Annotated in this window: 23 protein-coding genes; 6 read left to right on the plus strand and 17 right to left on the minus strand. The window is 37.9% G+C overall.

Translation table 11 applies throughout. From position 1 onward, the window contains the following. The first annotated feature begins 55 nt into the window (after nt 1–55). Nucleotides 56–1,444, plus strand: coding sequence for a dihydrolipoyl dehydrogenase (gene lpdA, locus OGI71_RS16300; RefSeq protein ID WP_335996174.1), 1,389 nt, complete (start codon nt 56–58; stop codon nt 1,442–1,444). Nucleotides 1,445–1,520: 76 nt separating this feature from the next. Here the strand turns inward: lpdA and OGI71_RS16305 are convergent, their stop codons facing one another. From OGI71_RS16305 to OGI71_RS16320, 4 genes are all read right to left on the minus strand, one after another. After that, nucleotides 1,521–2,525, minus strand: a complete 1,005-nt coding sequence (locus OGI71_RS16305) for a LacI family DNA-binding transcriptional regulator (protein ID WP_282250332.1) — start codon at nt 2,523–2,525, stop codon at nt 1,521–1,523. Between the two features lie 131 nt (nt 2,526–2,656). Then, a complete protein-coding gene (locus OGI71_RS16310; protein WP_282250333.1) occupies nt 2,657–3,187 on the minus strand; it encodes an HAD family hydrolase in 531 nt (176 codons plus the stop codon). A 73-nt stretch (nt 3,188–3,260) separates the two neighbouring features. After that, complete coding sequence (locus tag OGI71_RS16315) at nt 3,261–3,740, minus strand: hypothetical protein (RefSeq protein ID WP_282250334.1); 480 nt, start codon at nt 3,738–3,740, stop codon at nt 3,261–3,263. Between the two features lie 103 nt (nt 3,741–3,843). Then, on the minus strand, nt 3,844–4,494 hold the full coding sequence (locus OGI71_RS16320) for an ABC transporter ATP-binding protein (RefSeq protein ID WP_282256144.1): 651 nt from the start codon (nt 4,492–4,494) through the stop codon (nt 3,844–3,846). Between the two features lie 172 nt (nt 4,495–4,666). Here OGI71_RS16320 and sucC point away from each other — a divergent pair, with 172 nt between their 5' ends. The 3 genes from sucC (at nt 4,667) to OGI71_RS16335 (ending at nt 8,329) form a co-directional block, all read left to right on the plus strand. Further along, nucleotides 4,667–5,860: an ADP-forming succinate--CoA ligase subunit beta gene (gene sucC, locus OGI71_RS16325; protein ID WP_120261531.1), complete on the plus strand. Its 1,194-nt coding sequence runs from the start codon at nt 4,667–4,669 to the stop codon at nt 5,858–5,860. A 249-nt stretch (nt 5,861–6,109) separates the two neighbouring features. Further along, nucleotides 6,110–7,555 (plus strand): asparagine--tRNA ligase, encoded by a 1,446-nt coding sequence (asnS, locus tag OGI71_RS16330; protein WP_282250335.1) that lies wholly within the window; start codon nt 6,110–6,112, stop codon nt 7,553–7,555. Between the two features lie 153 nt (nt 7,556–7,708). Continuing rightward, complete coding sequence (locus tag OGI71_RS16335) at nt 7,709–8,329, plus strand: L-threonylcarbamoyladenylate synthase (protein WP_223583873.1); 621 nt, start codon at nt 7,709–7,711, stop codon at nt 8,327–8,329. A gap of 400 nt (nt 8,330–8,729) precedes the next feature. On the opposite strand, the gene OGI71_RS16340 is transcribed toward OGI71_RS16335, so the two are convergent. The 7 genes from OGI71_RS16340 to tilS form a co-directional block, all read right to left on the minus strand. Continuing rightward, on the minus strand, nt 8,730–9,164 hold the full coding sequence (locus OGI71_RS16340; protein ID WP_282250336.1) for an SRPBCC domain-containing protein: 435 nt from the start codon (nt 9,162–9,164) through the stop codon (nt 8,730–8,732). Nucleotides 9,165–9,412: 248 nt separating this feature from the next. Then, nucleotides 9,413–9,976 (minus strand): Crp/Fnr family transcriptional regulator, encoded by a 564-nt coding sequence (locus tag OGI71_RS16345; protein WP_282250337.1) that lies wholly within the window; start codon nt 9,974–9,976, stop codon nt 9,413–9,415. Between the two features lie 15 nt (nt 9,977–9,991). Beyond that, entirely contained in the window at nt 9,992–10,321 is a 330-nt protein-coding gene (locus tag OGI71_RS16350; RefSeq protein WP_077437878.1) for a DUF721 domain-containing protein, read from the minus strand. Beyond that, nucleotides 10,314–11,417 (minus strand): DNA replication and repair protein RecF, encoded by a 1,104-nt coding sequence (gene recF / locus OGI71_RS16355; RefSeq protein WP_282250338.1) that lies wholly within the window; start codon nt 11,415–11,417, stop codon nt 10,314–10,316. The genes OGI71_RS16350 and recF overlap by 8 nt, the downstream gene beginning before the upstream one ends. 34 nt (nt 11,418–11,451) lie before the next feature. Then, nucleotides 11,452–11,772 (minus strand): DUF4834 family protein, encoded by a 321-nt coding sequence (locus OGI71_RS16360; RefSeq protein WP_282250339.1) that lies wholly within the window; start codon nt 11,770–11,772, stop codon nt 11,452–11,454. A gap of 88 nt (nt 11,773–11,860) precedes the next feature. After that, nucleotides 11,861–12,355 (minus strand): hypothetical protein, encoded by a 495-nt coding sequence (locus OGI71_RS16365; protein ID WP_282250340.1) that lies wholly within the window; start codon nt 12,353–12,355, stop codon nt 11,861–11,863. Nucleotides 12,356–12,390: 35 nt separating this feature from the next. Continuing rightward, entirely contained in the window at nt 12,391–13,722 is a 1,332-nt protein-coding gene (tilS, locus tag OGI71_RS16370) for a tRNA lysidine(34) synthetase TilS (protein WP_282250341.1), read from the minus strand. Between the two features lie 99 nt (nt 13,723–13,821). Here tilS and OGI71_RS16375 point away from each other — a divergent pair, with 99 nt between their 5' ends. Continuing rightward, nucleotides 13,822–16,323, plus strand: coding sequence for an OstA-like protein (locus tag OGI71_RS16375; protein WP_282250342.1), 2,502 nt, complete (start codon nt 13,822–13,824; stop codon nt 16,321–16,323). 44 nt (nt 16,324–16,367) lie between these two features. Here the strand turns inward: OGI71_RS16375 and OGI71_RS16380 are convergent, their stop codons facing one another. Next, complete coding sequence (locus OGI71_RS16380) at nt 16,368–16,943, minus strand: non-canonical purine NTP diphosphatase (RefSeq protein ID WP_282250343.1); 576 nt, start codon at nt 16,941–16,943, stop codon at nt 16,368–16,370. A gap of 164 nt (nt 16,944–17,107) precedes the next feature. On the opposite strand from OGI71_RS16380, the gene OGI71_RS16385 reads away from it, so the two are divergent. Beyond that, the gene (locus OGI71_RS16385) at nt 17,108–17,722 is read left to right on the plus strand and encodes a hypothetical protein (RefSeq protein WP_282250344.1); all 615 of its coding nucleotides are present in this window, start codon (nt 17,108–17,110) and stop codon (nt 17,720–17,722) included. 76 nt (nt 17,723–17,798) lie between these two features. On the opposite strand, the gene OGI71_RS16390 is transcribed toward OGI71_RS16385, so the two are convergent. From OGI71_RS16390 to OGI71_RS16410, 5 genes are all read right to left on the minus strand, one after another. After that, a complete protein-coding gene (locus OGI71_RS16390; RefSeq protein WP_282250345.1) occupies nt 17,799–18,446 on the minus strand; it encodes a hypothetical protein in 648 nt (215 codons plus the stop codon). 128 nt (nt 18,447–18,574) lie between these two features. Beyond that, complete coding sequence (locus OGI71_RS16395) at nt 18,575–19,555, minus strand: deoxyhypusine synthase family protein (RefSeq protein WP_282250346.1); 981 nt, start codon at nt 19,553–19,555, stop codon at nt 18,575–18,577. 142 nt (nt 19,556–19,697) lie between these two features. After that, entirely contained in the window at nt 19,698–21,914 is a 2,217-nt protein-coding gene (locus tag OGI71_RS16400) for an outer membrane beta-barrel protein (RefSeq protein ID WP_282250347.1), read from the minus strand. Nucleotides 21,915–21,934: 20 nt separating this feature from the next. Then, nucleotides 21,935–23,410 (minus strand): N-acetylmuramoyl-L-alanine amidase, encoded by a 1,476-nt coding sequence (locus tag OGI71_RS16405; RefSeq protein WP_282250348.1) that lies wholly within the window; start codon nt 23,408–23,410, stop codon nt 21,935–21,937. Further along, complete coding sequence (locus tag OGI71_RS16410; protein ID WP_282250349.1) at nt 23,403–23,774, minus strand: BlaI/MecI/CopY family transcriptional regulator; 372 nt, start codon at nt 23,772–23,774, stop codon at nt 23,403–23,405. The genes OGI71_RS16405 and OGI71_RS16410 overlap by 8 nt, the downstream gene beginning before the upstream one ends. Nucleotides 23,775–23,915: the final 141 nt, after the last annotated feature.

A 23,915-nucleotide genomic window follows, 5' to 3' on the forward strand; every position in this document is an offset into this window, starting at 1 on the left:
GTTCGATACCTTGGTATTTGAAGCTATAACACTCAACTACAGAATATTTATTTATATGAATTACGACATCATTGTAATCGGTAGTGGTCCAGGCGGGTATGTTGCTGCCATTAGAGCCGCTCAGTTAGGGTTCAAAACAGCGATTATTGAACGCGAATCATTAGGCGGAATTTGTCTAAACTGGGGCTGTATCCCTACAAAAGCATTATTGAAAAGTGCTCAAGTATTTGAATATTTAAACCATGCCGCAGATTACGGCATCAATGTTCAAGGTGGTGAGGCTGATTTCGAAGCTATCGTCAAAAGAAGCCGCGGCGTAGCTGAAGGAATGAGTAAAGGTATTCAGTTCTTGATGAAAAAGAATAAAATTGATGTCATCAATGGAACTGCAAAAATTAAAAAAGGTGGTAAGATCGATGTAAAAGGTGCAGACGGTTCTACCAAAGAATATGCAGCAAAACACACCATCTTGGCGACAGGTGCACGTTCACGTGAATTACCTAACTTACCACAAGATGGCAAAAAGATTGTTGGCTACCGCCAAGCAATGACATTACCTAAACAACCAAAATCTTTAGTTGTTGTTGGTTCTGGTGCTATCGGTGTTGAGTTTGCTTATTTCTATAATGCAATTGGAACAAAAGTGACTATTGTTGAGTTTATGGATAGGATCGTTCCGGTTGAAGACGAAGAAATCTCAAAACAACTAGAAAAAAGCTTAAAGAAACAAGGTATTAATATCCTTACTAAATCAGAAGTTCAATCTGTTGACACATCTGGAGAATTGAGCAAGGTTTCTATTAAAACTGAAAAAGGTATTGAAGTAATCGAAGCAGAAGTTGTATTATCTGCAGTAGGTATTGCTCCTAATATCGAAAACATAGGCTTGGAAGAGGTTGGTGTAAAAACTGATCGTGGCCGTGTTGTCGTAGACGATTTCTACAAAACAAATATTGAAGGTGTATACGCTATCGGTGATATCGTTAAGGGTCAAGCTTTAGCACACGTTGCTTCGGCAGAAGGTATTACTTGTGTTGAAAAAATCAAAGGTCTTCATGTAGAACCTATTGATTATAACAACATCCCTGGATGTACTTATTGTTCTCCAGAGATTGCTTCTGTCGGTTACACTGAAAAAGCGGCAAAAGAAGCTGGATATGAAGTTAAAGTAGGTAAATTCCCATTCTCTGCTTCAGGAAAAGCTTCTGCAGCTGGAGCAAAAGACGGTTTCGTAAAAGTTATCTTCGATGCAAAATATGGTGAATTCCTAGGTGCACACCTTATTGGTGCGAATGTTACCGAAATGATCGCAGAGGTTGTTGTTGCCCGTAAATTGGAAACAACAGGACATGAAATGATCAAAACAATCCATCCGCACCCAACAATGAGTGAAGCTATCATGGAAGCATGCGCCGATGCATACGGTGAAGTGATCCACTTATAGTTACATATAATCATAAAAAAGAGGGGAAAATCGAATGATTTTCCCCTCTTTTTTATGATATTCATTTAGGTGAAAATTACATCACCAATCTCGACTTAAAAACAATTTGTTGATCCGCTACATCTGAATTCTCGATTCTTTCGAATAGAATTTCGGCTGCCTTACGCGCTTGCATACCTGGAAACTGTTCGATACGGCCCATTGGAGGATTTTCCATATACTGCCAAAGTGGATAATTAGCATAACTAATGAAGAAGATATCTTGATTTAAGACCAGTCCTTTGTTGCGCGCTGCTTTCATCAAATCCAGCGTAACAAAGTCATTGAAAGAAATAATCGCTGAAGGTCGTTCGGACATCGCAAATATGCTATCCATTGCTTTTTCATTTCCTTCCGTACTCAGGTCCGTTTCAATAATATTCTTTTCCAAGATATCCATCCCATTTCGCTTCATTGCAGATAAATAGGCTACTTTTCTATCCTCACTTGCAGGCAAAGTCTTTGGCCCGTTGACCAAAGCAATGACTCTATGACCACGGGCAACAAAAGCATCAACAGCCTCATTCATTCCTGTGGATAAATCGCTTTGAACTTTATTGATATTTGGCAAACTAGGGACACAATCAAAAAAGACAACTGGGATTCCAGATGACTCCAATTTTTCTATAAACTCCAAATTGGTCGTCTTCTTCCCGATAGACATCAAGATACCATCTACCCGATGGTTTTTAAATGTTTTTAGAATCTGTTCTTCCCGATCAGGATCATCCAACGACTGTCCCATTAAAACAGTGTACCGCTGTGCCGAAGCAACATTTTCGATTTCGCTTATTGCAAACGAAAAAAATGGTTCTGAAAGACTGGGTAAAATCACAGCTATGGTAAATGTTTTACGCTGTTTAAAAAAAATAGCTGTCTGATTGGGTTCGTAGTTCAATTCTTCGGCCATTTTTTTTACACGCATTGTTGTTACCAATCCAATACTTGGATGATCATTCAATGCTCTTGACACCGTGGAAGGACTGATTTTCAGCTTCTTGGCAATTTCCTTAATCGTGGCAGGCTTGTTCACTTTATTCATAAATCCAAGGGCTTTATATAAAAATAGGGCTTTTATATCCCTAATCATAATTTTTTTTCAACAATGTTTATTCTGTATATTTTATAGTCAAAACACTGTTAGTAGATAATACAAAGATAATCAATGCAAACTTAGTCCACAAATTGAATCGCAGTGATATCCACCGCAAATTCCTGTACTAAAAATTGAGCAGGGTCTATCTGCCGGAAAGCAAGCTCGTCCTGAAAATAAATTTTTATCCGATTGCTAAACTCACCCCAGTCTACAAATTTCACCTTGTTCAATTGCTCCAGTGGATTCCCCTTTGTCAAAACACATATTTTCTTACCTTCCGCACTCAGTTGCGAAAATAACGCAGTAATATGTTCAAAAAGATGCAATTTAAGTGGTAATACAGCGTTTACATGTAATCGTTCAAAATGCTCCTTGTACTTCATATCAAATCCAAATGTCGCTTGTGCATGTTCAAATAGGGATTCCTCCCCTTGATTTTCCAAATGGTTTTTCATAAAGTTGACCAAATCACCCTGCGGAGGAAAGGTCTCTGTGAATTCTATAAAGTTGGCAAAGAGATAATAAACTTGGAGTAAGTAGTCTTTTTTCGGAAAAAGAACATCATCCAATTCAAAGACATATACTTTTTTTTCTTCTGGAAACATCATCACTAATAGATCTTTAAATTAAAAAAGTTGAACAGATTATGCCAACAGATAACGAATAGAGAATCGGACCATATTACTTCGACACACAGACTAATGCAAACTCTTCAGCAGAATCCGAAGTGACCAAAAGTCCATCCAATGTATTTTCGTATATCTCCTCGCCCAATAAATTATTGCCCTTTGAAAGCAAAACATAAGGAAGATCAGCCGGAGGGTTCTCAATGATAGAAAATGTTTCAAGGATATCCTTATCTGGAACAAGAACTGAGATCTGATATTCATCAAATAAAACTTTGGCTTCGGCCAATGGTTCCAGTTCGAAACCACCTAAAGGTAACACATAATCAACCTGTTGATCTAAACTCAGTTTTAGCACCTCATGCGCAAAAGTTGGTAGCCAACCCTTTGGAATGACTGCATAATTCCCAGATTTTAAAAGCAACTCGGGAATCTCTTCCGAACTTGCATACAAAACTTCAAAACTATCTGAAAGTTTTCTAGCAATACGCATTGCCAGAGGTCTAGTTCCGAAAGTTATCAATATTTTCTTCATCAAATAAAATGTTATTCATCGGCAATTAAGCCCTCAAAGATTCGCCCAATAAATCTTTCTTATACCCTGATCTATAAGCACAATGGCTTTCCTATGAAATAGGTTATACAACCAATCCATCACGCATATGAATTGTTCGATCCGATATACGGGCCAATTCTTCATTATGGGTTACGATGATAAATGTTTGTTGGAATTTGTTTCTAAGATCAAAAAACAACTGATGTAAGGCTGCTGCATTTTCGGAATCTAAGTTCCCAGAAGGTTCGTCAGCTAAAATGATTGAAGGATCATTCATCAGAGCCCTAGCCACAGACACACGTTGTTGTTCACCTCCAGACATCTCAGCAGGCTTATGATCAATACGATGTGAAACCCCAAGTAGCTCCAATAGTTCTTTCGCTTTCGCTTCGGCTTCGGCTCGTCCCTGTCCTCGGATAAATGCAGGAATACACACATTTTCCAATGCGGTAAATTCAGGCAATAAGTGATGAAACTGAAAAACGAAACCAATATGCTCATTACGAAATGCACTCAGCTTTTTGGCACTCAGTTTATGGATATCGACACCATCAATAAAAATTGAACCTTGGTCAGGTTTGTCCAATGTTCCGATAATATGCAAAAGTGTACTTTTACCTGCCCCCGAGGCTCCGACAATACTTACAATTTCACCTTTTTCCACGGTTATGTCGACGCCTTTCAAGATGGGCAATGCCCCATAAGCTTTGTGAATTCCTTTGGCTTGTAACATCATAGGGCAAAGATAAATAAATTTACGATATCACACCTTTGAATAAATAAGCAGTTATTTCTCTATTTCAGCCATTTTATTTTTCACAAATGTCAAAAAATAGATAAAAGAGCAATTTATCCCTTGTCTTATCCCTCAAAAAAACATATTTTTACGCCAAATATTTTTGCAAATGAACATTCACGAATATCAAGGAAAACAAATACTAAAGAGCTTTGGTGTGCGCGTACAGGAAGGTATCGTAGCAGATACTCCAGAGCAAGCTGTGGAAGCGGCTAAAAAGATGAAAGAAGACTACAATTCCGACTGGGTTGTTGTCAAAGCTCAAATTCACGCTGGTGGCCGTGGTAAAGGTGGTGGTGTCAAGTTAGCTAAGAACTTAGATGAAGTCAAACAAAAAGCAACTGACATCATTGGTATGCAATTAGTAACGCCTCAAACTGGACCTGAAGGTAAAAAAGTAAACAAAGTTTTGGTCGCTCAAGACGTTTACTATCCAGGTGAAAGCGAAACAAAAGAATTCTACATGTCTGTATTATTAGACCGCGCTACAGGACGTAACATTGTTATGTACTCTACAGAAGGTGGTATGGACATCGAAGAAGTTGCAGAAAAAACACCGCACTTGATTTTCAAAGAAGAAATCGATCCAAAAGTAGGCTTACAAGGATTCCAAGCACGTAAAATTGCTTTTAATCTAGGTCTTTCTGGTGCTGCACACAAAGAAATGGTAAAATTCGTTGCTGCACTTTACAAAGCATACGATTCTACTGACTCTTCTATGTTCGAGATCAATCCGGTATTAAAAACTTCTGATGACAAGATCTTAGCAGTTGATGCCAAAGTAAATCTTGACGAGAATGCATTGTACCGTCACCCTGATTACGCAGCTATGCGCGATGTAACAGAAGAAGATCCAACGGAAGTTGAAGCTGGTGAATCAAACCTTAACTATGTTAAACTTGACGGTAACGTAGGTTGTATGGTAAACGGTGCTGGTCTTGCAATGGCAACAATGGATATCATCAAATTAGCTGGTGGTGAACCTGCAAACTTTTTAGATGTTGGTGGTACTGCAAATGCTGAAACTGTAAAAGCTGGTTTCAATATCATTTTGAAAGACCCTAATGTAAAAGCAATCTTGATCAACATCTTCGGTGGTATCGTTCGTTGTGACCGTGTAGCGCAAGGTGTCATTGATGCTTACAGTGAAATTGGTAATATTCCTGTTCCTATCATCGTACGTCTTCAAGGTACAAATGCCGAAGAAGCGAAAAAATTAATCGATGAATCAGGCTTACAAGTTTATTCTGCAATCTTATTGAAAGAAGCTGCTGAACTAGTAACTAAAGTATTGAAAGGTTAATTCCTTCAATCATCATAAAGCTTAAAAGCGGAACAACTGAGTTGTTCCGCTTTTTTTTGCTCCCAAGACAGCTATTTTTTGCTGAGTTTGACGCAAATAGTGGTCGGATAAAACTAGGTTTAGAAGCTTATTGATCCTTCATTCAGCGAATTAAATCAACATTTATACCCAATAAACCAATAGAATAGCTTATTTTTGTATTGCTTTTTTAACAAAGCATCTTTTACAAGTCATTCTCCAAAAATTAAGATGGAACACACAAGAATAAAGGAACTATTGAATGCCACAGAATTCGGCAAAGAGGTCGTTGTTAAAGGTTGGGTAAGAACTTTCCGTAACAATCAATTTATAGCAATTAATGACGGTTCGTCAATCAATAATATTCAAGCAGTAGTCGATTTTGAAAATACACCTGAAGATATCCTAAAGCGTATCACTACCGGAGCTGCAGTTCGTGTAAAAGGTCAATTGATAGAATCGCTAGGTAAAGGACAAAAGGTAGAAGTTAAAGCTACTGAAGTAAGCATTATAGGAGATTCAGATCCTGAAAAATACCCTTTACAACCGAAAAAACACAGTTTGGAATTTCTACGTGAAATTGCTCACCTACGTTTTCGTACAGGCACATTCAATGCGGTATTCAAAGTACGTAACGCTTTAGCTTTCGCCGTACATAAATTTTTTCAAGAAAATGATTTTGTGTACATGCATACACCGATTATCACAGGTTCTGATGCAGAAGGTGCCGGTGAAATGTTTCAGGTGACTACCTTAGATTTGAACAACCCGCCGCGTAAAGAAAATGGCGAAATTGATTTCAAGGAAGATTTCTTCGGAAAATCCACAAATCTTACTGTATCTGGTCAATTGGAAGGTGAGCTCGGTGCAATGGCTTTTGGGAACATCTACACTTTTGGGCCAACCTTTAGAGCTGAAAACTCGAATACAACGCGTCACTTGGCTGAATTCTGGATGATTGAACCAGAAATGGCTTTCTATGAATTGGAAGACAATATGGATTTAGCCGAAGCTTTGCTGAAATACGTGATTAAATACGCTTTGGAAACTTGTCCTGAGGAAATCGAATTTTTGAAAAGCCGTTTGTTAGAAGAAGAGAAATCAAAACCAGCAGCAGAACGTTCTGAATTAAATTTGGTTGAAAAACTGAACTTTGTCTTAGAAAATGATTTCGAACGTGTAACTTATACTGACGCTGTTGAAATACTAAAACGTAGTAAGCCAAACCAAAAGAAACAATTCAAGTATCTAATTGATGACTGGGGAGCTGATCTGCAATCTGAACATGAACGCTATTTAGTGGAAAAACACTTCAAAAGGCCTGTTATCCTAACTGATTACCCAAGAGAGATCAAATCTTTCTACATGAAGCAGAATGAGCCTGATGCTCAGGGTCGCAATACTGTTCGTGCCATGGATATTCTTTTCCCAGGTATCGGTGAAATGGTCGGCGGTTCACAACGTGAGGAAAATCTTGACCGTCTATTAGCGCGTATGGCCGAAGTAGGTATACCAGCAGAAGAAATGGAATGGTTCTTGGATACACGCCGCTTTGGTTCGGTGCCACATTCAGGATTTGGTGTAGGCTTTGAACGCTTGGTCTTATTCACAACCGGAATGACAAATATCCGCGACGTAATACCATTCCCTCGCACACCGAAAAACGCAGAATTTTAATATAAAGAATAACAGCCAAAACAAAATATTTTGGCTGTTGTTCTTTAAGAGATATTAGATTTGAGTATTGAGATATTCGATTTTAAACACTAAATATAAGCGTTTGGCTTACGAATGTCTCTATTTTTTAATTTTGACTTTTTAATTTACTACATGCTCATCAAAATATATAACGACAATCCCAATCCAAAAGCCATAGCGCAGGCCGTTGACATCCTTAGACGTGGAGGTGTAATCATTTACCCTACAGATACCGTTTACGGTATAGGCTGTGATATCACACAACAAAAGGCAATTGAACGTGTCTGTGAGATCAGAGGCTTAAAACCTGATAAAGCCAACCTCTCTTTTATCTGTTACGACCTGACCGATATTTCACAATACACCAAATCTTTCGACACCGCCGTCTTTCGTGTCCTTAAGAAGGCATTACCAGGACCTTTTACATTTATCTTCAACGCTACCACCAAAGTTCCCAAATTATTAAGTTCGAAGAAGAAGACTGTGGGTATTCGTGTGCCAGACAATAACATCGTTCGGGAAATCGTGAAACAATTAGGTAATCCGATTGTGACGACTTCCATCCACGATGAAGACGAAATTATCGAATACTCTACGGATCCCGAATTGATCTATGAGAAATACCAAGATCTCGTGGATGCCGTTATTGACGGAGGCTATGGGGACAATGTCGCTTCAACAGTAGTAGACCTTACAGAGGGAACCTTTGATGTTATTCGTGAAGGAAAAGGTGATCTGGAACAATACTTATAGTATTTAGTATTCTTCAAATAGCGCAGGACTATTTAACATTTCAACAAACATACATCTTAACAAACCAACAAAGATCAGATTAGATTGTTGGTATTTTGTGTATAAGATCTACTTTCCGATATTTTAACACTCACTTTTCCACAAGAACAACCACTTATTAACACCTGAAATGTTAATAAGTGGAACATACATATGTAACCATTGATCCAAAATGTGTATAACTCTACACTTATCAACAGCTAAATGTGAATAAGATAAATAAGCAAATCTAAAAAATACCGCTAAATGTGCAAAACTAAAGGGTTATCAACACAAAAATGTTTATAACAAGCTTAAAAGCTCTTTGCCATCGAAATACGATGTGTATAACAGATCCAAATTCACATAACAATGTTGAAAGTTAACAATTCAACTCCACACGTTGTTTCAATGCTGCATTGAAAAGTTCAAACCCCTGCCTCGTTGTCAACAATAACTTTCCGCAGAATGGGATTAATAAACCCGAAAACAGCTCACCTTGAATGAGTCGAACCTGCCCCTCCTCCATTTGCTCCAATATAAAATAATGTTCGCCATCAAAGATTCCAGGAATAATTAGCTCACCTTTCCAACGCAGCTCACGGTTGGAGTCAATACGCAAAAAACGTGGGCTCATCTTTATTTTAAAACCATCGGGTTGTTCTAGCATGACTGAACAACGCTGTCCCAATACGGGGTCCTTTTCAAAGCTTTTAATCGTTGGACTCCACACTGGATAAGTTTTGAAATCTGTCAATACTTGCCATACTTGTGCGACTGTCGCTCTAATCATGGTACTTGTCTCAATCTTTTTCATTGTTTTATAATTTATTATCCCTGTTTAATGATGCCCACATGCTTACCCGAATGGCCTTTATTGGTTGCTATACCCAAGATGGATTCATTGGATTGAATTACTCCAGAAAACGAGTGTGCACAAGGCATTTTCAGATTGAATACCTTATTACAGAAATTCTCGCCCAATTCAAAGCGCAAAGGCCCCTCACTTACTATTGGAGATAAAACAAAACTAGGATACAAAATGGAGACAGCTCTTGACTTTTATCAAGAACTCATTTTTGCGCGGATACGACTGAGTGTTTCGGGGCTCATACCCAAAACCGAGGCAATATATTGAAGTGATACTTGATGGAATAGGAATTTATGTTGCTCAAAATACTGTTGATAACGTTCTTCCGCTGTCAAACAAATAAAATCTGAAATTCGTTGCTCCATCGCTCCGAAACATTTTGCTAAAAATGCCTTTTCAAATTTATTCCATTCAATAACCTCAGATTCCATCTTTTGATAATCTAACTTTGATAAACGGTACAAATGACAGTCACTGATACATTGAAAATTCCATTTAGAAGGGGTATCAAAAATAAAAGAAGAGAGATCTGTAACAAAATGATTAGCAGTACCGATCCACTGTGTAAATTCTCCTTTTTTACTCCATGCATATTGACGAATCAGTCCTGATTCAATAACAAATAAATTGGAAGAATAGTCTCCTTCTTTGATAAGATAATCTCCTCTTTTGAGTTTAATTTGTTCGAAACTTGCGAACAATTTTTCTTGAGTGGTTTTGGGAAGAGGAAATAGGTTTTCAAACAATTGATTAAACATAGCTACGAAAGCAAACTACAAGATCACGACTTCTTCGATGATGACGTGTCCTACATACTCGTTTACCCTTCCGAGGATTTGCCGACGCATTAATGCCAGTTCGTTTTTAATGACGGCAGACTCCACACGCACAAATAACTTTTTGTCTCGCACATAAAGCTGTTGCGTACGGTTGGCAATTGCTTTACCAATCAACTGAGGCCATACCGAAGCGATTGAGGTCTCATCAAATTTTCGACGCAGCTTGTAAGCTTCAAGGAGGCGTTCTACCCCCTGCTTAATGGTCATATCATCGCTTGACCGAATAAATTCTAGGCTCTTTTTCGTTGGTTGCTTCTTATACATTCACTTGTCCTCCTTCGATACCAAATATACGAACAGGGCGGTTGATTTCGTTAAAGATTCGTTGAATTCTTTTCGAATCTGTATCCGTTAGAAAAATTTGCCCAAAATCATCCTCAGAGACCATCTGCATTAATTTATGGGTACGACGATCGTCGAGCTTATCAAAAATATCATCCAAGAGCAGCAAAGGTTTGAATCCCTTTTTCTGTTGTAGATAAGAATATTGAGCAAGTTTTAAAGCAATGAGAAATGATTTTTGTTGGCCCTGTGAACCAAATTTTTTCAGTGGCATTCCACCATGAATAGTAAATATCAGATCATCCTTATGAATTCCCTGACTGGTGCGTTCCAGCATACGGTCACGCTCAAGGTTCTTCTCCAAAATATTCAAGAAAGAATCTAACATTAAAGGAGATTCATACTGTAGTTGGACCGATTCAGCATCTTCGGTCAGGAATTGATAGTGTCGATCAAATTCTGGTTGGAACTCTGCCATAAATGATCTTCTCTTTTCAAAGATAATATTGCCGACTTCCTCCAGTTGAAAGTTAAGAATTTCGATTAAGCCTAGATCCAAGATATTGGTCTGACGGGCTTGCTTCAGCACGCTATTTCGTTGGGTCAGAAACTTATTGTAGATAATTAAGGTATCTAGGTATTTATTGTCAGTTTGTGAAATCACATTATCCACAAACTTTCGGCGTTCTTCGCTGCCATCTGTAACGATTACACTATCATTGGGTGATATCATGACCAAAGGGAAAAGTCCGATATGATCAGCCAATCGCGGATAATCTTTTTTATTTTTTTTAAACTGTTTTTTTTGATTCTTTTTTAGGCTACAGGAAATAACATCACTATTCGATTCCTTATCAAATTCTCCCTGCACCATAAACCAATCATTACCGGATTTGATATGTTGCGAATCAATAGGATTAAAATAGCTCTTACAAAGTGATAAGTAGTGGATCGCATCCAATAGATTGGTTTTACCAACACCATTATTCCCTGTAAAAGCATTTACTTCAGGGAGAAATTCCAAAGAAGATTCTGAGTAATTCTTGAAATTTAGAACAGAAAGTTGCTTGAGCCACATAGCCACAAAGATACGCTATTTGGATCGCTAAAAATTATTTTATTTCCTCAAAATCGACAAACTCACCAGCTGTTTCTGTCCCCTTACGCTCTGGAGTTTCCTTTGGTGGAATATAGTCAACCTGAATTTTACCCTCTGATTGGGATCTTTTATTTTCTTGTTGTCCTTGACCAGTGAATTCGTAATAGAAAGCACCACCTTGTCCCTGTCCGCTATATGCTCCCCCCTGTTCCTGCGCCTTTTTCATCAACTTTTCAGCTGCTTTGCGCATCGCAAACGGTAAAAATAATTTGAATAAGAATCTTACTACAAAGTAAACAGCGACTGTAATAAGTATAAATTTTAAAAATGCCATAGTTAATTCGTTGCTATTTTCTCAAATTTAACCAATAACTCGATAAACTGTTGTCTTTAAATTGTCAGATAAGAAATATTAACAAATTTTAAGACTTTCCCAATTTCCCTTTTGTGTCCATGATGGTGCGGTATAGCTCTTCTTGCCGTTGAGTCCCCAACACATAAGTTAATCCATCTTTATCTGTTAGATATACAGCATTTTTCCCCCCCGCAAAAAACTTAATCTTTCCTTTGGTATGCAGATTATAAACAGGATTATTAAAAAAGAATGTACTATAAGGAGCCTTTTCAACCTTCGAGATGGAGGCCAGATCAATTTTCACAACTCGCGTTGACCAAAGACCGCTGATCAAGATATGATCCTGAAATACCTCAATTCGAAACAAGACCATATACATCATCACAATAGATGTAATAATAATCCCAACTCCGACGATGAAAAACAATTGACTGGAGATCAAATGATCCAAGTTTAGATAAAATGCCGTAAAGCAGAATAGCACAAGTACCAAACGCACGCTTATCCAAACACGGTCACGTCCTAAATATTGATTTTCCGAATAGAGTACACCTTCTTTCATTTCTTTTATTAGTATTGGGATAGTAGCCTTAAGCCTTAATCACATTTACAGACTAAAGTAAGGACTTTTTTTGTATTGCTGGTAATCTTATAACGATTATCCATACGATAATTGGCTAGCCAAAGGATATCGCCATTACCGTTCACCACAATGGGAATATTTTCCTTTTCGAATAAGCTGATTTTTTTATTGATGAAAAAATCGCTCAATTTTTTCCGACCTTCCATGCCTAAAGGATAAAAACTATCCCCGACCTTCCATGAACGAATTGTTAAAGGAAAGACAAGCAGATCGTAATCGAGTTTTGCGATCTCTTTATTGTTGGTGATGGTAAGCTCGGTAGATACCCCAGCATGGAAACAATAATGCTTCCACTCTACGGTTGATGTTTCCGAGGTGATTATTGCTTCGTCCGAAGATATAAATTCCTTTTCTCTGATAAAAAGTTCATTTCTATCCAAAAGCATATTGTAACAATCCGATTGAAAAATACGACCTGATTCCTTGGCCCAAGCCTGTTGCAAATCACTTAACACTGCTTTTGAAAAATTAAAACCAGAGAACAATTCGTATAATAAAGGTAAATTATTCAAATATTCTTCCAGGTCCTCCTTACGTACTACCCAACCATCGCCTGCTGTCTGAAAAAGTTTGTTACGAATGGGTTCGACAAATTGTTGTAACAAGAGATATGATTCCTTAAAGTGTGTAATATTCTGTTCAAAAATCTGTTCAAAATCAGGTTGTAGTTTTTTGAAATGAGGAATAATATCTATTCGTATCTTATTGCGAGCATACTTTGTCGAAAAGTTAGATTGATCATCCCGATAAGCAATAGCATATTCCTGAACGTAATATTCAATTTCACTTGCTTTGAGAAATAAAAGTGGTCTAATGATACGATCTCTTAAGGGTAAAATTCCCTGAAGACCTTGTAATCCAGTTCCACGTGAAAGATTTAACAGTACGGTTTCAATGTGATCATTGAGGTGTTGGGCCACAGCAATTCGGTCAAACTGAAGTTCCTCCCTAAGCTGCTCAAACCAGGTATAACGGAGTTCACGTGCAGCCATCTGGATAGAAATTTGGTTTTCCTTGGCATAGGTCTTAGTATCAAATTGATTGACAAATATTGGAATTCCATTATCAGAAGCAAACTTTCTAACCAAGGCTTCATCCAACTCAGAGTCCTCCCCACGCAACTGAAAGTTACAGTGTGCAATAGCGATCCTAAAGCCCGCTTTTGCAAATAAATGTGCCATCAACATCGAATCTTTCCCACCACTTACTGTAAGCAATATTTTGTCATGAGGCATCATTAAATGCTCCTTTTCAATATATCCCTTTAATCTTTCCAGCACATTCATGTAACAAAGTTACGGTATATTTTGTCCGAATGACAAATTCAGATCTTAAAATTTGTGAAATCCAATAAAGTAGCAATTAAAATCCATATTTTTGCCCTTGTGAGACAATACATTTTTACCCTTATTGTATTAATTTTAACTGCCTTGACGGTCCAAGCGCAGAAACAGGACGAATTAAAGTTACTTTCTTCGTCGCATATTATTACTGGAAAAAACGGTAACGTTGTTTTCTATCGTCCAGTTTATGAGCATGTTGGTTCGACGCTATCGTCTGACAGTGGGTATTTACATAATGATAAACTAGGTCGTCAATTCTTTGAAGCGTATGGAAATGTAATCATCACCCAACCTGATGGCACACAGATATTTTCCAATAAACTGCATTATGAAGCGGCCATGCAGTTAGCCACATTGACGGGAGCTGTCCGTATGGTCAGTACCAGTGGATCGATATTGACCACCGACCATTTGGTTTATAACATGCGTAGTAAAATTGGAAACTATTATAGTGGTGGACGGATTCTCTCCGGAAGTGACACCATCACCAGTCAACGCGCGACTTATTTCGAAAATACCGGGGAATCCTATTTTAATCAAAAAGTTGTTGTCCGATCAACCAATGTTAAAGTCTATACAGACTCCATGAAATACAATGGCAACACCCGGATAACGGATTTCTACGGCCCTACAAATATGAAAGGAAACAAGGGTGAAAATCTATATACTGAAAAAGGTCGTTATCATATGGCAACTGGTCAGGCTTATTTTTCAAAAAACAACCTATATACAGAAGGCACTAAATTCCTTAAGGGGGACAGCCTTTTCTATGACAGACAAGTCGGTATCGGCAAGGCCGTGAAAAACGTTGTCTTTGTAGATACGCTGGATAAATTCTATGCTTATGGTGGATATGGACTCTATAATGGGAAAAACGAATCCATCACCATGACCGATAAACCTCTGGTTGTTTCGGTGGTAAAGAAAGATTCCACCAAAAAAGATTCTGTCTCATCCTTCTCGGCGGTGCAGCAAAAGTCCGAAAAAGAGCTAAAAAAAGAAGCCAAGGAATTAAAGAAAGCTGAAAAAGAAGAGCAGAAGGACAAGGAAAAAAACAATAAAACTGAAATTGTTGCTAATAAGGATTCTAAAAAGAGCTTAACGGAAAATAAAAATATCATCGGAAAGGATGAAAATTTAAAGGAAAACGCCGAAATGGACTCTGTCTTTATGACTGCTGATACCCTATTCTCCCAAATGATCTTCCGTCGAAATTATGTTGCCCGAGATTTTAAATTAAACCGTGAAGGGGGAGCCATCGAAGAAGACGATGAGGTCGATTATGGCGATAAAGATTCCATTTCTTCGGATGTAGATTCAACCAATACCCTACAACAAGCAGCAGATAGTCTTAAGAAAGGCATAGATAGTTTGCACGATAAGGAAATCAAGAAACCAGTCCTTGACAAGGTGGGCAAGAAATTACCAGATACGGTTACAACCAACAGGCAGAATATTCCGAAAAAACAACCGGTAATAGCGGGGGATCAAAATCGTATCGAAATTGAAAGAAACCTGAAGGCCGATAGTGTCTTGCGTAAAAAAGCAATCATTCCTAAAGGCGGGGAATCGGATAAGATTATGGGTGCAGCACTAAAAAATGCACAAGAAGGAAAAAGAGATTCCCTATCCCAAGATACTGCTAAAACAAGGATTCTAAAAGCCTACTATAATGCGCGACTATTTAAATCCGACCTACAAGCCGTTGCTGATTCGATGTATTATGGCATGCAAGATTCGATGTTTAGGTTAATGGGAAAACCGATGATGTGGGCTGAGAATTCGCAGATATCGGGCGATACAATATTCCTACAGGTGAAAAATCAGAAACTGGATAACTCCCTATTGGTTGGAAATGCATTTATGGTCAATGCTACTAGTGATTCATTGAAATTTAATCAGATTAAAGGACGAAAAATCACCAGTTTCTTTACCAATAACCGTATGGAGCGCCTCTTTGTTGATGGGAATGCTGAAAATATCTTCTATAACATCGATGAGAAAACCAATATAACGACAGAACTCGTTCATGACCGAAGCAGCCGTTTCAAAATTCTGATGGAGAACAATAAACTTCAAGAATATGTTTCTATCCGAAAAGTCGATGGAAAAGTCTATCCGATTGCTGAAGTTACAGCGGACAAGGAATTTTTACCAAACTTTACATGGCGTCCTGAGGATCGTCCTAAATCCAAAGATGATCTATTAAATAGGAAACGTGATCTTTCCAAGTCTTCTTTCACCGCTCCGACAGAGAAGGAGACAGAAGAAAACGGAAAAATGAAATCCAAGCCTAAAGAAGATAGGGAAAACCTTCAAAAAAAGGCCAGCGATACTAAATCTGGAGCGAAGGTTATTACAGACAAGACAAATGGTAATGCTAAAACAGCCAAACCTGAAGCAACAACAGCTAAATCAGTAAAAAAGGACACTGCTCCCATGGCCGATAAAAAAACTGTTAAACAGGATTCAACGAATCTAAAACCAGCAGTAATACGAGCACAAGATAGTACTCAAACCTCCAAAAAGAAAGAGGTAAAATAGTCCGTATACAAGATAAAGTTAATCGACCAAACCTTATCTCGGTATTATTTAGTTTTCAAATAAGTGGCAAGCTTGCCTACGGCAATCGCACGGTGACTGATCGCGTTCTTTTCTTCAGCACTCATCTCCGCAAAAGTTGTATCGTACCCATTTGGAATAAAAATCGGATCATACCCAAATCCATCCACTCCTCTACGCCCTTTAGTGATCTTTCCCTCGATACTTCCCTCAAAAAAATGTTGTTGTTCATTCAGGTATAAAGAAATGACGGTTTTGAATCTAGCTGTACGGTTTGGGGTATCTCCTAATCGTTCTAGCACCAGGTCAATATTCTTTTCCATATCCCTTGAGCCCGAGTAACGTGCCGAATAAACTCCAGGCTCGCCATTTAATGCATCTATTTCGAGACCTGAGTCATCACCAAAACAATAAAGTCCATATTTGTTAACCAAATAATCCGTTTTCTGCTGTGCATTTTCCTCAAATGTAACTCCAGTTTCTGGGATATCATCCTGACAATCGATATCGTTCAAACTTTTGATAACAAAAGCATCCCCCACTATTGCTTGGACCTCCTCCAATTTATGGGCATTATTTGTTGCAAATACAAGTTCTAGCATCCTCTTCAAATTTAAAAGTTCATTTGTTATCTCCCCCCAGCTAATAGTTTGTTCCTCATTTCACTATCCGCCTGTTGGATCACAATGAGCAAAAATAAGCATTTAGGATATAGATAAGCATAAATAAACTTATATTTGGCAAATATTAACCCAATAAAAAAATAATGAAAAAGTTCTCTACAGTCGTAAAAGTACTGTTTATTCTAATGCTAGTGGCACCTTACACCTTATTTGCACAAAAAATGAAAGTCATTACAGGAAATTTCGATTTCTTAAAAGGACAGCAGGAATTGAATGTTATATTTGATTATGCTCCCATGACCTTTTATAATGAAAAGATGTCCGAAAATGATTATTTAGAAAAGCGAAACAAAGACATCAGCTCCAATAAAGGTACAGCTGAGGCTGAAAATTGGAAAAATGACTGGGATTATTCAAAATCTACGGCGTTTCCAAATAAGTTTTTTGCATCGATGAACAAAAACTGTGATATCGTCACCGGCAAGAACGAGTCAGCTCCATATACATTAATAGTTCAAACGACATGGATTTATCCGGGGTGGTTTGCAGGTGTAATGAAACAGCATGCAAAAGTTAGCACCCTATTAAAATTTATTGAAACAGCTAATCCTTCTAATGTACTTCTTGAAATCAACAGCGAAAAAGCACCGGGCGATTTTGATTTTGTTGGAATACCAAATACAAATGACCGAATAGCTGAAGGTTATGCAAAAACGGGAAAATCCCTCGCGAAATTTATAACAAAGAAGATTAAATAACAGGATAACTACAAGGGATTTGAGAGCCTACATTGCCTCTTGAATCCCAATGTATAACCTAGCCACCCAATATAATTTAAGAAACAATAAATGTTTTAAACTCGTTCCAGAACAGTTTCTTTTTATTGACATCGGCAAACATCTCTTCAAAACTGAAGGTATTGAACACCGTTGCTATGCGCCCCTTCATATAGGAATTATGTTCGATTGGTGGAAGTTTCAACGATGCAGGTTCCACACCTAATAGAATAATCTTCGTCGGTTGAAAAAATTGCATAATCTGTTTAAAGTCGTTCGGATTATGCGTATTGGCCAAATTAACCACCGCAACAGTTTCCTTCGTTAATTTTAGGGCGCCAATCGTTTTTTCAAATGCTTCGAGTGCTGCTGGAGAGAAATAAGGATATTGTGCATAGTGCAGGATAAAAAGGATTCCCTGATCTTTGCTACCCTGATAAATAAACTCTCCACCTAATACTTCAAGGGCATTGACAACTCCAACAGAATCTTTTTCATTACCTACAACACTTGATTCGTTGCTTTTTTCTATCGTCGCTGGTTTAGCTAGCTGATCAGTAGCAGGAATTCCAACAGCGACATATTCTGTATCCTTTGCTTTAGACACAGCTTCCAGCTCTGATTGAAAATCAAAGCCATTGGCAAAAATCGTCTCATCCATCAAGGCTTGTAGGGCGACAGGATTATCTGTTGTTAAATTGCTCATTGTTTGAAAAGGAAATAGTAGAAAGTAAAGATAAGCAAGAAAAGAGTAAAAGAAAAAGGGAGTAAAGAATAAAGAAATTGCCTGAGACAAATTCTTCGTTCCTCACTCCCTTTCGTATATCGAAAAGATTAATGTCCTAAGATATAAGAGAAAATCAAAGGTGCTACGATTGTAGCATCAGATTCTACGATAAATTTAGGCGTATCAATATCCAATTTACCCCAAGTGATTTTTTCATTTGGAACTGCTCCAGAGTACGAACCATAAGAAGTAGTTGAATCAGAAATTTGACAGAAATAAGCCCAGAAAGGTACTTCTTCCCACTCCAGATCCTGATACATCATCGGAACCACACAGATTGGGAAATCACCGGAAATACCACCCGCAATCTGGAAGAAACCTACGCCTTTACCGGCGGAATTGTTACGATACCATTCAGTCAAATAAATCATGTACTCAATACCTGATTTAACGGTGTTTGCTTTCAATTTACCTTTGATCACATTTGACGCGAAGATATTACCTGTAGTCGAGTCTTCCCATCCCGGACATACAATCGGCAAATTTTTCTCAGCAGCAGCAACAATCCATGAGTCTTTTGGATCAATTTCATAATATTGTTCCAATACACCAGAATTAACTACTTGATATAAGAATTCATGTGGTAAGTAACGCTCGCCTTTCGCTTCTGCGGCATGCCACACATCTTCAAGATGTTTCTGCAAACGACGGAAAGCTTCTTCTTCTGGAATACAGGTATCTGTTACACGGTTGTAGTGATTATCCAATAATTCTCTTTCTTGTTCCGCTGTCAAATCTCTATAATTTGGTATTCTTTTGTAATGTGAGTGAGCAACTAGGTTCATCACATCCTCCTCCAAATTAGCACCAGTACAAGAAATAAAATGTACTTTATCTTGACGGATCATTTCTGCCAAAGAAACACCCAATTCAGCAGTAGACATTGCTCCTCCAAGAGAGATCAACATTTTTCCACCATCCAAAAGATGTTCCTCGTAACCTTTTGCAGCATCTACTAATGCCGCTGCGTTAAAGTGACGGTAATTATGCTCAATAAATTGAGAAATAGGTCCTTTTTGAGTACTCATGATATTTTCTAACTTTTATAAAATAATAAGTACGGCAAAGGTACTGAATATTATCTATTTCAGGTTCCCTCTCCCACCAAAACAGCTATTAACTGCTTATTTTTTAACAAATGTAAAAAGAATGCTAACACCATAAATAGAATTACATTCTTGAAACTTCCGTTTCGAGCGAAGTTTTCTTAGTTCTTTGTTTCTGATAAAGCCCAAATGTATAATTGAAATTTAAACCAAAAATTCGTGAATCATTTATTGTTTTAGAACGGATGTCGAATCGCTCCCCAGCAATTTCACGCTTGATCACATTTGTATGAAACAGATCTCGTGCCGTTAAAGCCAGACTGAGATTATTGGAAAACTGCTTATTGATCGCCAGGTGCATTTGGTACAACGGCTTAATAATTGTCTGTGCATAAAGTACATTCGTCCGATACGAATTGGTCCAATTTATTGTCAATTTATGTGGTAGCTTTACCTGCATCATCAAATTACTTTGAAAAGACCAAAGATTTCGATCAATCGATAGGTCATTTAGCTCATCAGGCATATTTTTATAGTGGATATATTGGGCCTGGCCAAAACCGTACAGTGTTAAGTTCCTAAAAATTTCCTGGCCCACATTCAAGGAAATAGCAGCACTCCGAACAGCCTCAATATTTTGATAAATCTGTGTATAATTCTTTTCATTAAGCTGATGGATCATGGATATATAATTTCGATGGTTAAGGAAAGTTACACCAATATTCCAACGCTGGCCATACACATATTTTAGCTCCATATTATCGGTCAGTTGTGGTACCAAATGAGCATTGCCCTGGTAGCTCGTATTGGCATCAAAAAAGAATATTGCAGGATTCAGATCCTGATAGTTGGGACGCACGATCCTTCGTCCATAAGCAATTTGTATGGCTTTGTTATTTTCTTTGTTGATTTTGTAAATGCCAAACAAAGTTGGGAAAAGATATAAAGTTTGTTTACGCTTACCCTGTCCCACATACACATCGTTAATTTCAGTATGAAATTGTGAATATTCAGTCCTTAACCCCAGCTTAAATTCCCACTGTTTTAATTTCACCTGAAAATCTGTATATAGTGCTTCGAGATACTCCACTTGCCTAAATGCGCTTTCAAGTGCGTCTGCATCCCGCAGATCTTGGTCAGTTTTCCCTTTTTTGTAATATCCACGTGAGCTACGTGCCGATCGGCTTAGCTGGAACCCAGCTTCCAGCGCAAATCGTTCTTCAAATTTTCGCTGGAAATCGGTCTTAAGTCCAAAAAGCTCAACAGCAAAAGGATTGTTGGAATATAGCTCATCTTTACGCTGATGTGCAGCTCTCTGCATGATCATTGTTATTAGATCTTGCCACCTATTGCTTGTATATTTTAGGTAATCGACATCCCATTGAATTGATGTCTTTTTGTTTTCAGCTGCAAAATCGTAGTGTAGGTTAGCACTATTTTTATGAACAGGATTGCGCAGGTTACTCCATGATGACGTGGATTGAAACAAGTCACCTGCGTTGGAAAAACCGGTCTTATAATCCCCTAATTCCTTATAGTTATTTTGAAGAAAATTCCAGTTCAATTCGATCGAAGAATTCTTGCTTATCCGATAATCAAGTCCGATTCGTGCATTCAATTCCAATGCATGATTACGCTCTTGGTTATGCTGAGTAATTGTATTGATCACATGGTCCTCCACTACCAATTTACGTTCGCGAGTGACATCGAAATAATTGGAAGACCGCGCAATTGAAAACCCCGAGTTGATGGTCCATTTTTTTGTGCCATATTGGATCAGCATACCATTGTTGTATTTCCACAGCTGGCCCTTTGATCCTCCCAAAAATACAGTTCCTTTCAACCCTTTTAATACATCCCTTTTTGTTCTAATATCAATTACTCCAGCATAGCCTTCAGCACTCCATTTTGCTGGCGGTATCGACATTAAATCAATGTTAGCGACTGATGTCACCGGTATAGATTTCAGATAACTTATCAATGCTATCCCATTGAGATGAGTTTGTTTACCATCTACAGTAACTAGCACACCCATTTTGCCTAAGAAAGATAGATTCCCTAATTCATCGATCTGTAAACTCGGAATATTATTCAATACATCAAATGTATTCCCATTTAATAAAACAGGATTGCTTCTAAGGTTGATCCGTACACGATCTAGAAGTTGCTGTTCAAGTACTGTGTTTCTCTTTACTTCAACCGTATCTATTTTTTGTGGCTCCAGACCAAGTGGTTTCAATATGACACTATCCCGCGATTGTACCGTTTTCTTCGGCTTTACCTGTGCCAATAAAAGGCAAGGCAAGCCCAGGGATAGCCATAATAGTATCCTAAATCTCATGCTGTTTTATCCATTAAAATTTATTGATCGAAGCTTTGATCTATTGCATTGGCTAATTTTTGGACAAAATAAAGTTTTACATTTTTATCTATTGCATTGATATTGTCCAGATCAAGTAAGAGTGCAGGTATTTTTGCATTACGTAGAACAGCGTGTTTCGTACTAATCTGAGGCCTGCTTACCTGCAATCCATTTTGTTGAAGTTTCTGATCTAGGCTAAATGCAAACCTATGATTATGCTGTTCAAGCACATTATTAGTAACCCCTGATTGGTACAAAATCCGAATCGGGAGCATCTCTTTTGTTTCTATGCGATCAAAATGAATGGAAAGAAATAAATCCCCTTCCAAATTGGATCGTTCCTTCAACGTTTTAAACTCGTCACCTGCACGCGATAGTAACACTTTATATCCTTTACGCTCTAATTCCTGCTTCAAAAGCAAACAAGTCTCCCAAGTCAACGCCTTTTCCGTCAATCCAGAAAAGGCTGTGGCTCCCACATCTTTTCCTCCATGTCCTGGATCTAAGACAATAGTTTTTATAACTCCTCCTTTTTCGGAATGAAAAATGGAGTACCACGAGCTCCGCGGTGGATTGATAAACGAATAAAACAATAGTAAAAAACATAAGACTGGAACAGCCAATATGTATCTCCATTTTGATCGGGCGGAGGATGGTTTAGTCATCATTACCTGTATACGTTCAACCAACTCATGCTGGTTATTAAACAAACTGCTCTGCAATCCAATCGGCTTTTCCTCCTGCGAAAAGGCAAGTAAAAAACGAGCATACCTGCTTTGACTGTACTTATTAGCCAAAATACGATCAACTTGGTATTCATGTGTTAAGTACAATTGCCTGCGCAACCAATAAACCAATGGATTCACCCAGAAAAGACAACGGAAGAATTCCATAACCCATTTATCTACCCGATGCTTGAATAGAATATGTTGGCTCTCATGTTCAAAAATTAATTGTCCCGCTGCTGTGTCGAGCAACCGCTCCTCCATGACAATAACATGTTGTACAGAACAGTTTACATATTGATCAAATGGATCTACGACAATAAATCCCTCGTGTTCATACCGATCTAACTGCCTAATTTTCCTACTTAATGTCATGTAGCGGACAATACAACGCAGTAACAAAAAGACTGTGACGAACACATAGAAATATGCAAGCCAATGACCAAGCGAAAGTGAGCTCCACAGCGAATCAGTCATTTCTTCTTCCGCGATCAGATCTCCGTCCATTTTTGCTGTATTTAATACTGGTTCGATCTGCCCTATTCCTGAAGCCGTTGCTACCGAAGAAAAGAATATTTCCCCTATACGGACCTTGCCAAAGGGCAATAGCACGCTAAACAGGCAAAGACCAATTAAAAAATAGCGGTTCCATTGGAAAAAAGAAAGACGATTGATGACAAGGAAATAGAGTGCCGCACCCAACATCAGACTACAATTGACCTCAAGCAGATAGTAAAGTAAATTATTCATGATCTTCATTCTTTTTGATGAGCTCTTCTATCTTCTGTAGATCTCCAGAGGACAATTTCTTTTCCTTTACCATAAAAGACAAAAGATTTTCGACCGAGTCGTCGAAGTAGTTATCCAGTACCCTCGAAAATGAAAATTTTCTATACTGCATTTTTGAAATCAATGGATAGTATTCATAAGTCTTTCCAAAAGCCTTATAACCTACATAACCTTTCTTTTCCAGTATTCGAACAATCGAGGAGATTGTATTGTAGGGAATTGAATTAGTTGGGTCTAAATGCTCAATGATATCTTTAACAAAGACTTCTTTTAGATGCCAGATCACCTGCATGACCTCTTCTTCTTTTTTTGTTAGTTCTTCCATAACATAAAGCTATAACTTATTCTTCAGTTATACAACTTATTTTTCAGTTTTTAAACTGAAAAATAAGTTGTATAACGAATTTCAATAAAAAAAAGAATACTAAGTCTTATTTCTACTTCTTTAGCAATCTCGAAAAGAAGA

Source organism: Sphingobacterium sp. ML3W (assembly GCF_029542085.1).
In the GTDB taxonomy this organism is placed as follows: Bacteria; Bacteroidota; Bacteroidia; order Sphingobacteriales; family Sphingobacteriaceae; genus Sphingobacterium.

What these genes read in the sequence shown, in the direction of transcription:
- OGI71_RS16360 (WP_282250339.1), bottom strand. Translation starts at nt 11,772, where the DNA reads ATGGCATTTTTAAAATTTATACTTATTACAGTCGCTGTTTACTTTGTA.
- OGI71_RS16350 (WP_077437878.1), bottom strand. Translation starts at nt 10,321, where the DNA reads ATGTATAAGAAGCAACCAACGAAAAAGAGCCTAGAATTTATTCGGTCA.
- OGI71_RS16340 (WP_282250336.1), bottom strand. Translation starts at nt 9,164, where the DNA reads ATGAAAAAGATTGAGACAAGTACCATGATTAGAGCGACAGTCGCACAA.
- OGI71_RS16385 (WP_282250344.1), top strand. Translation starts at nt 17,108, where the DNA reads ATGAAAAAGTTCTCTACAGTCGTAAAAGTACTGTTTATTCTAATGCTA.
- OGI71_RS16310 (WP_282250333.1), bottom strand. Translation starts at nt 3,187, where the DNA reads ATGATGTTTCCAGAAGAAAAAAAAGTATATGTCTTTGAATTGGATGAT.
- OGI71_RS16380 (WP_282250343.1), bottom strand. Translation starts at nt 16,943, where the DNA reads ATGCTAGAACTTGTATTTGCAACAAATAATGCCCATAAATTGGAGGAG.
- OGI71_RS16345 (WP_282250337.1), bottom strand. Translation starts at nt 9,976, where the DNA reads ATGTTTAATCAATTGTTTGAAAACCTATTTCCTCTTCCCAAAACCACT.
- sucC (WP_120261531.1), top strand. Translation starts at nt 4,667, where the DNA reads ATGAACATTCACGAATATCAAGGAAAACAAATACTAAAGAGCTTTGGT.
- OGI71_RS16315 (WP_282250334.1), bottom strand. Translation starts at nt 3,740, where the DNA reads ATGAAGAAAATATTGATAACTTTCGGAACTAGACCTCTGGCAATGCGT.
- OGI71_RS16365 (WP_282250340.1), bottom strand. Translation starts at nt 12,355, where the DNA reads ATGAAAGAAGGTGTACTCTATTCGGAAAATCAATATTTAGGACGTGAC.
- OGI71_RS16400 (WP_282250347.1), bottom strand. Translation starts at nt 21,914, where the DNA reads ATGAGATTTAGGATACTATTATGGCTATCCCTGGGCTTGCCTTGCCTT.
- OGI71_RS16410 (WP_282250349.1), bottom strand. Translation starts at nt 23,774, where the DNA reads ATGGAAGAACTAACAAAAAAAGAAGAAGAGGTCATGCAGGTGATCTGG.
- recF (WP_282250338.1), bottom strand. Translation starts at nt 11,417, where the DNA reads ATGTGGCTCAAGCAACTTTCTGTTCTAAATTTCAAGAATTACTCAGAA.
- tilS (WP_282250341.1), bottom strand. Translation starts at nt 13,722, where the DNA reads ATGAATGTGCTGGAAAGATTAAAGGGATATATTGAAAAGGAGCATTTA.
- OGI71_RS16405 (WP_282250348.1), bottom strand. Translation starts at nt 23,410, where the DNA reads ATGAATAATTTACTTTACTATCTGCTTGAGGTCAATTGTAGTCTGATG.
- OGI71_RS16390 (WP_282250345.1), bottom strand. Translation starts at nt 18,446, where the DNA reads ATGAGCAATTTAACAACAGATAATCCTGTCGCCCTACAAGCCTTGATG.
- OGI71_RS16395 (WP_282250346.1), bottom strand. Translation starts at nt 19,555, where the DNA reads ATGAGTACTCAAAAAGGACCTATTTCTCAATTTATTGAGCATAATTAC.
- OGI71_RS16335 (WP_223583873.1), top strand. Translation starts at nt 7,709, where the DNA reads ATGCTCATCAAAATATATAACGACAATCCCAATCCAAAAGCCATAGCG.
- lpdA (WP_335996174.1), top strand. Translation starts at nt 56, where the DNA reads ATGAATTACGACATCATTGTAATCGGTAGTGGTCCAGGCGGGTATGTT.
- OGI71_RS16305 (WP_282250332.1), bottom strand. Translation starts at nt 2,525, where the DNA reads ATGAATAAAGTGAACAAGCCTGCCACGATTAAGGAAATTGCCAAGAAG.
- OGI71_RS16320 (WP_282256144.1), bottom strand. Translation starts at nt 4,494, where the DNA reads ATGTTACAAGCCAAAGGAATTCACAAAGCTTATGGGGCATTGCCCATC.
- asnS (WP_282250335.1), top strand. Translation starts at nt 6,110, where the DNA reads ATGGAACACACAAGAATAAAGGAACTATTGAATGCCACAGAATTCGGC.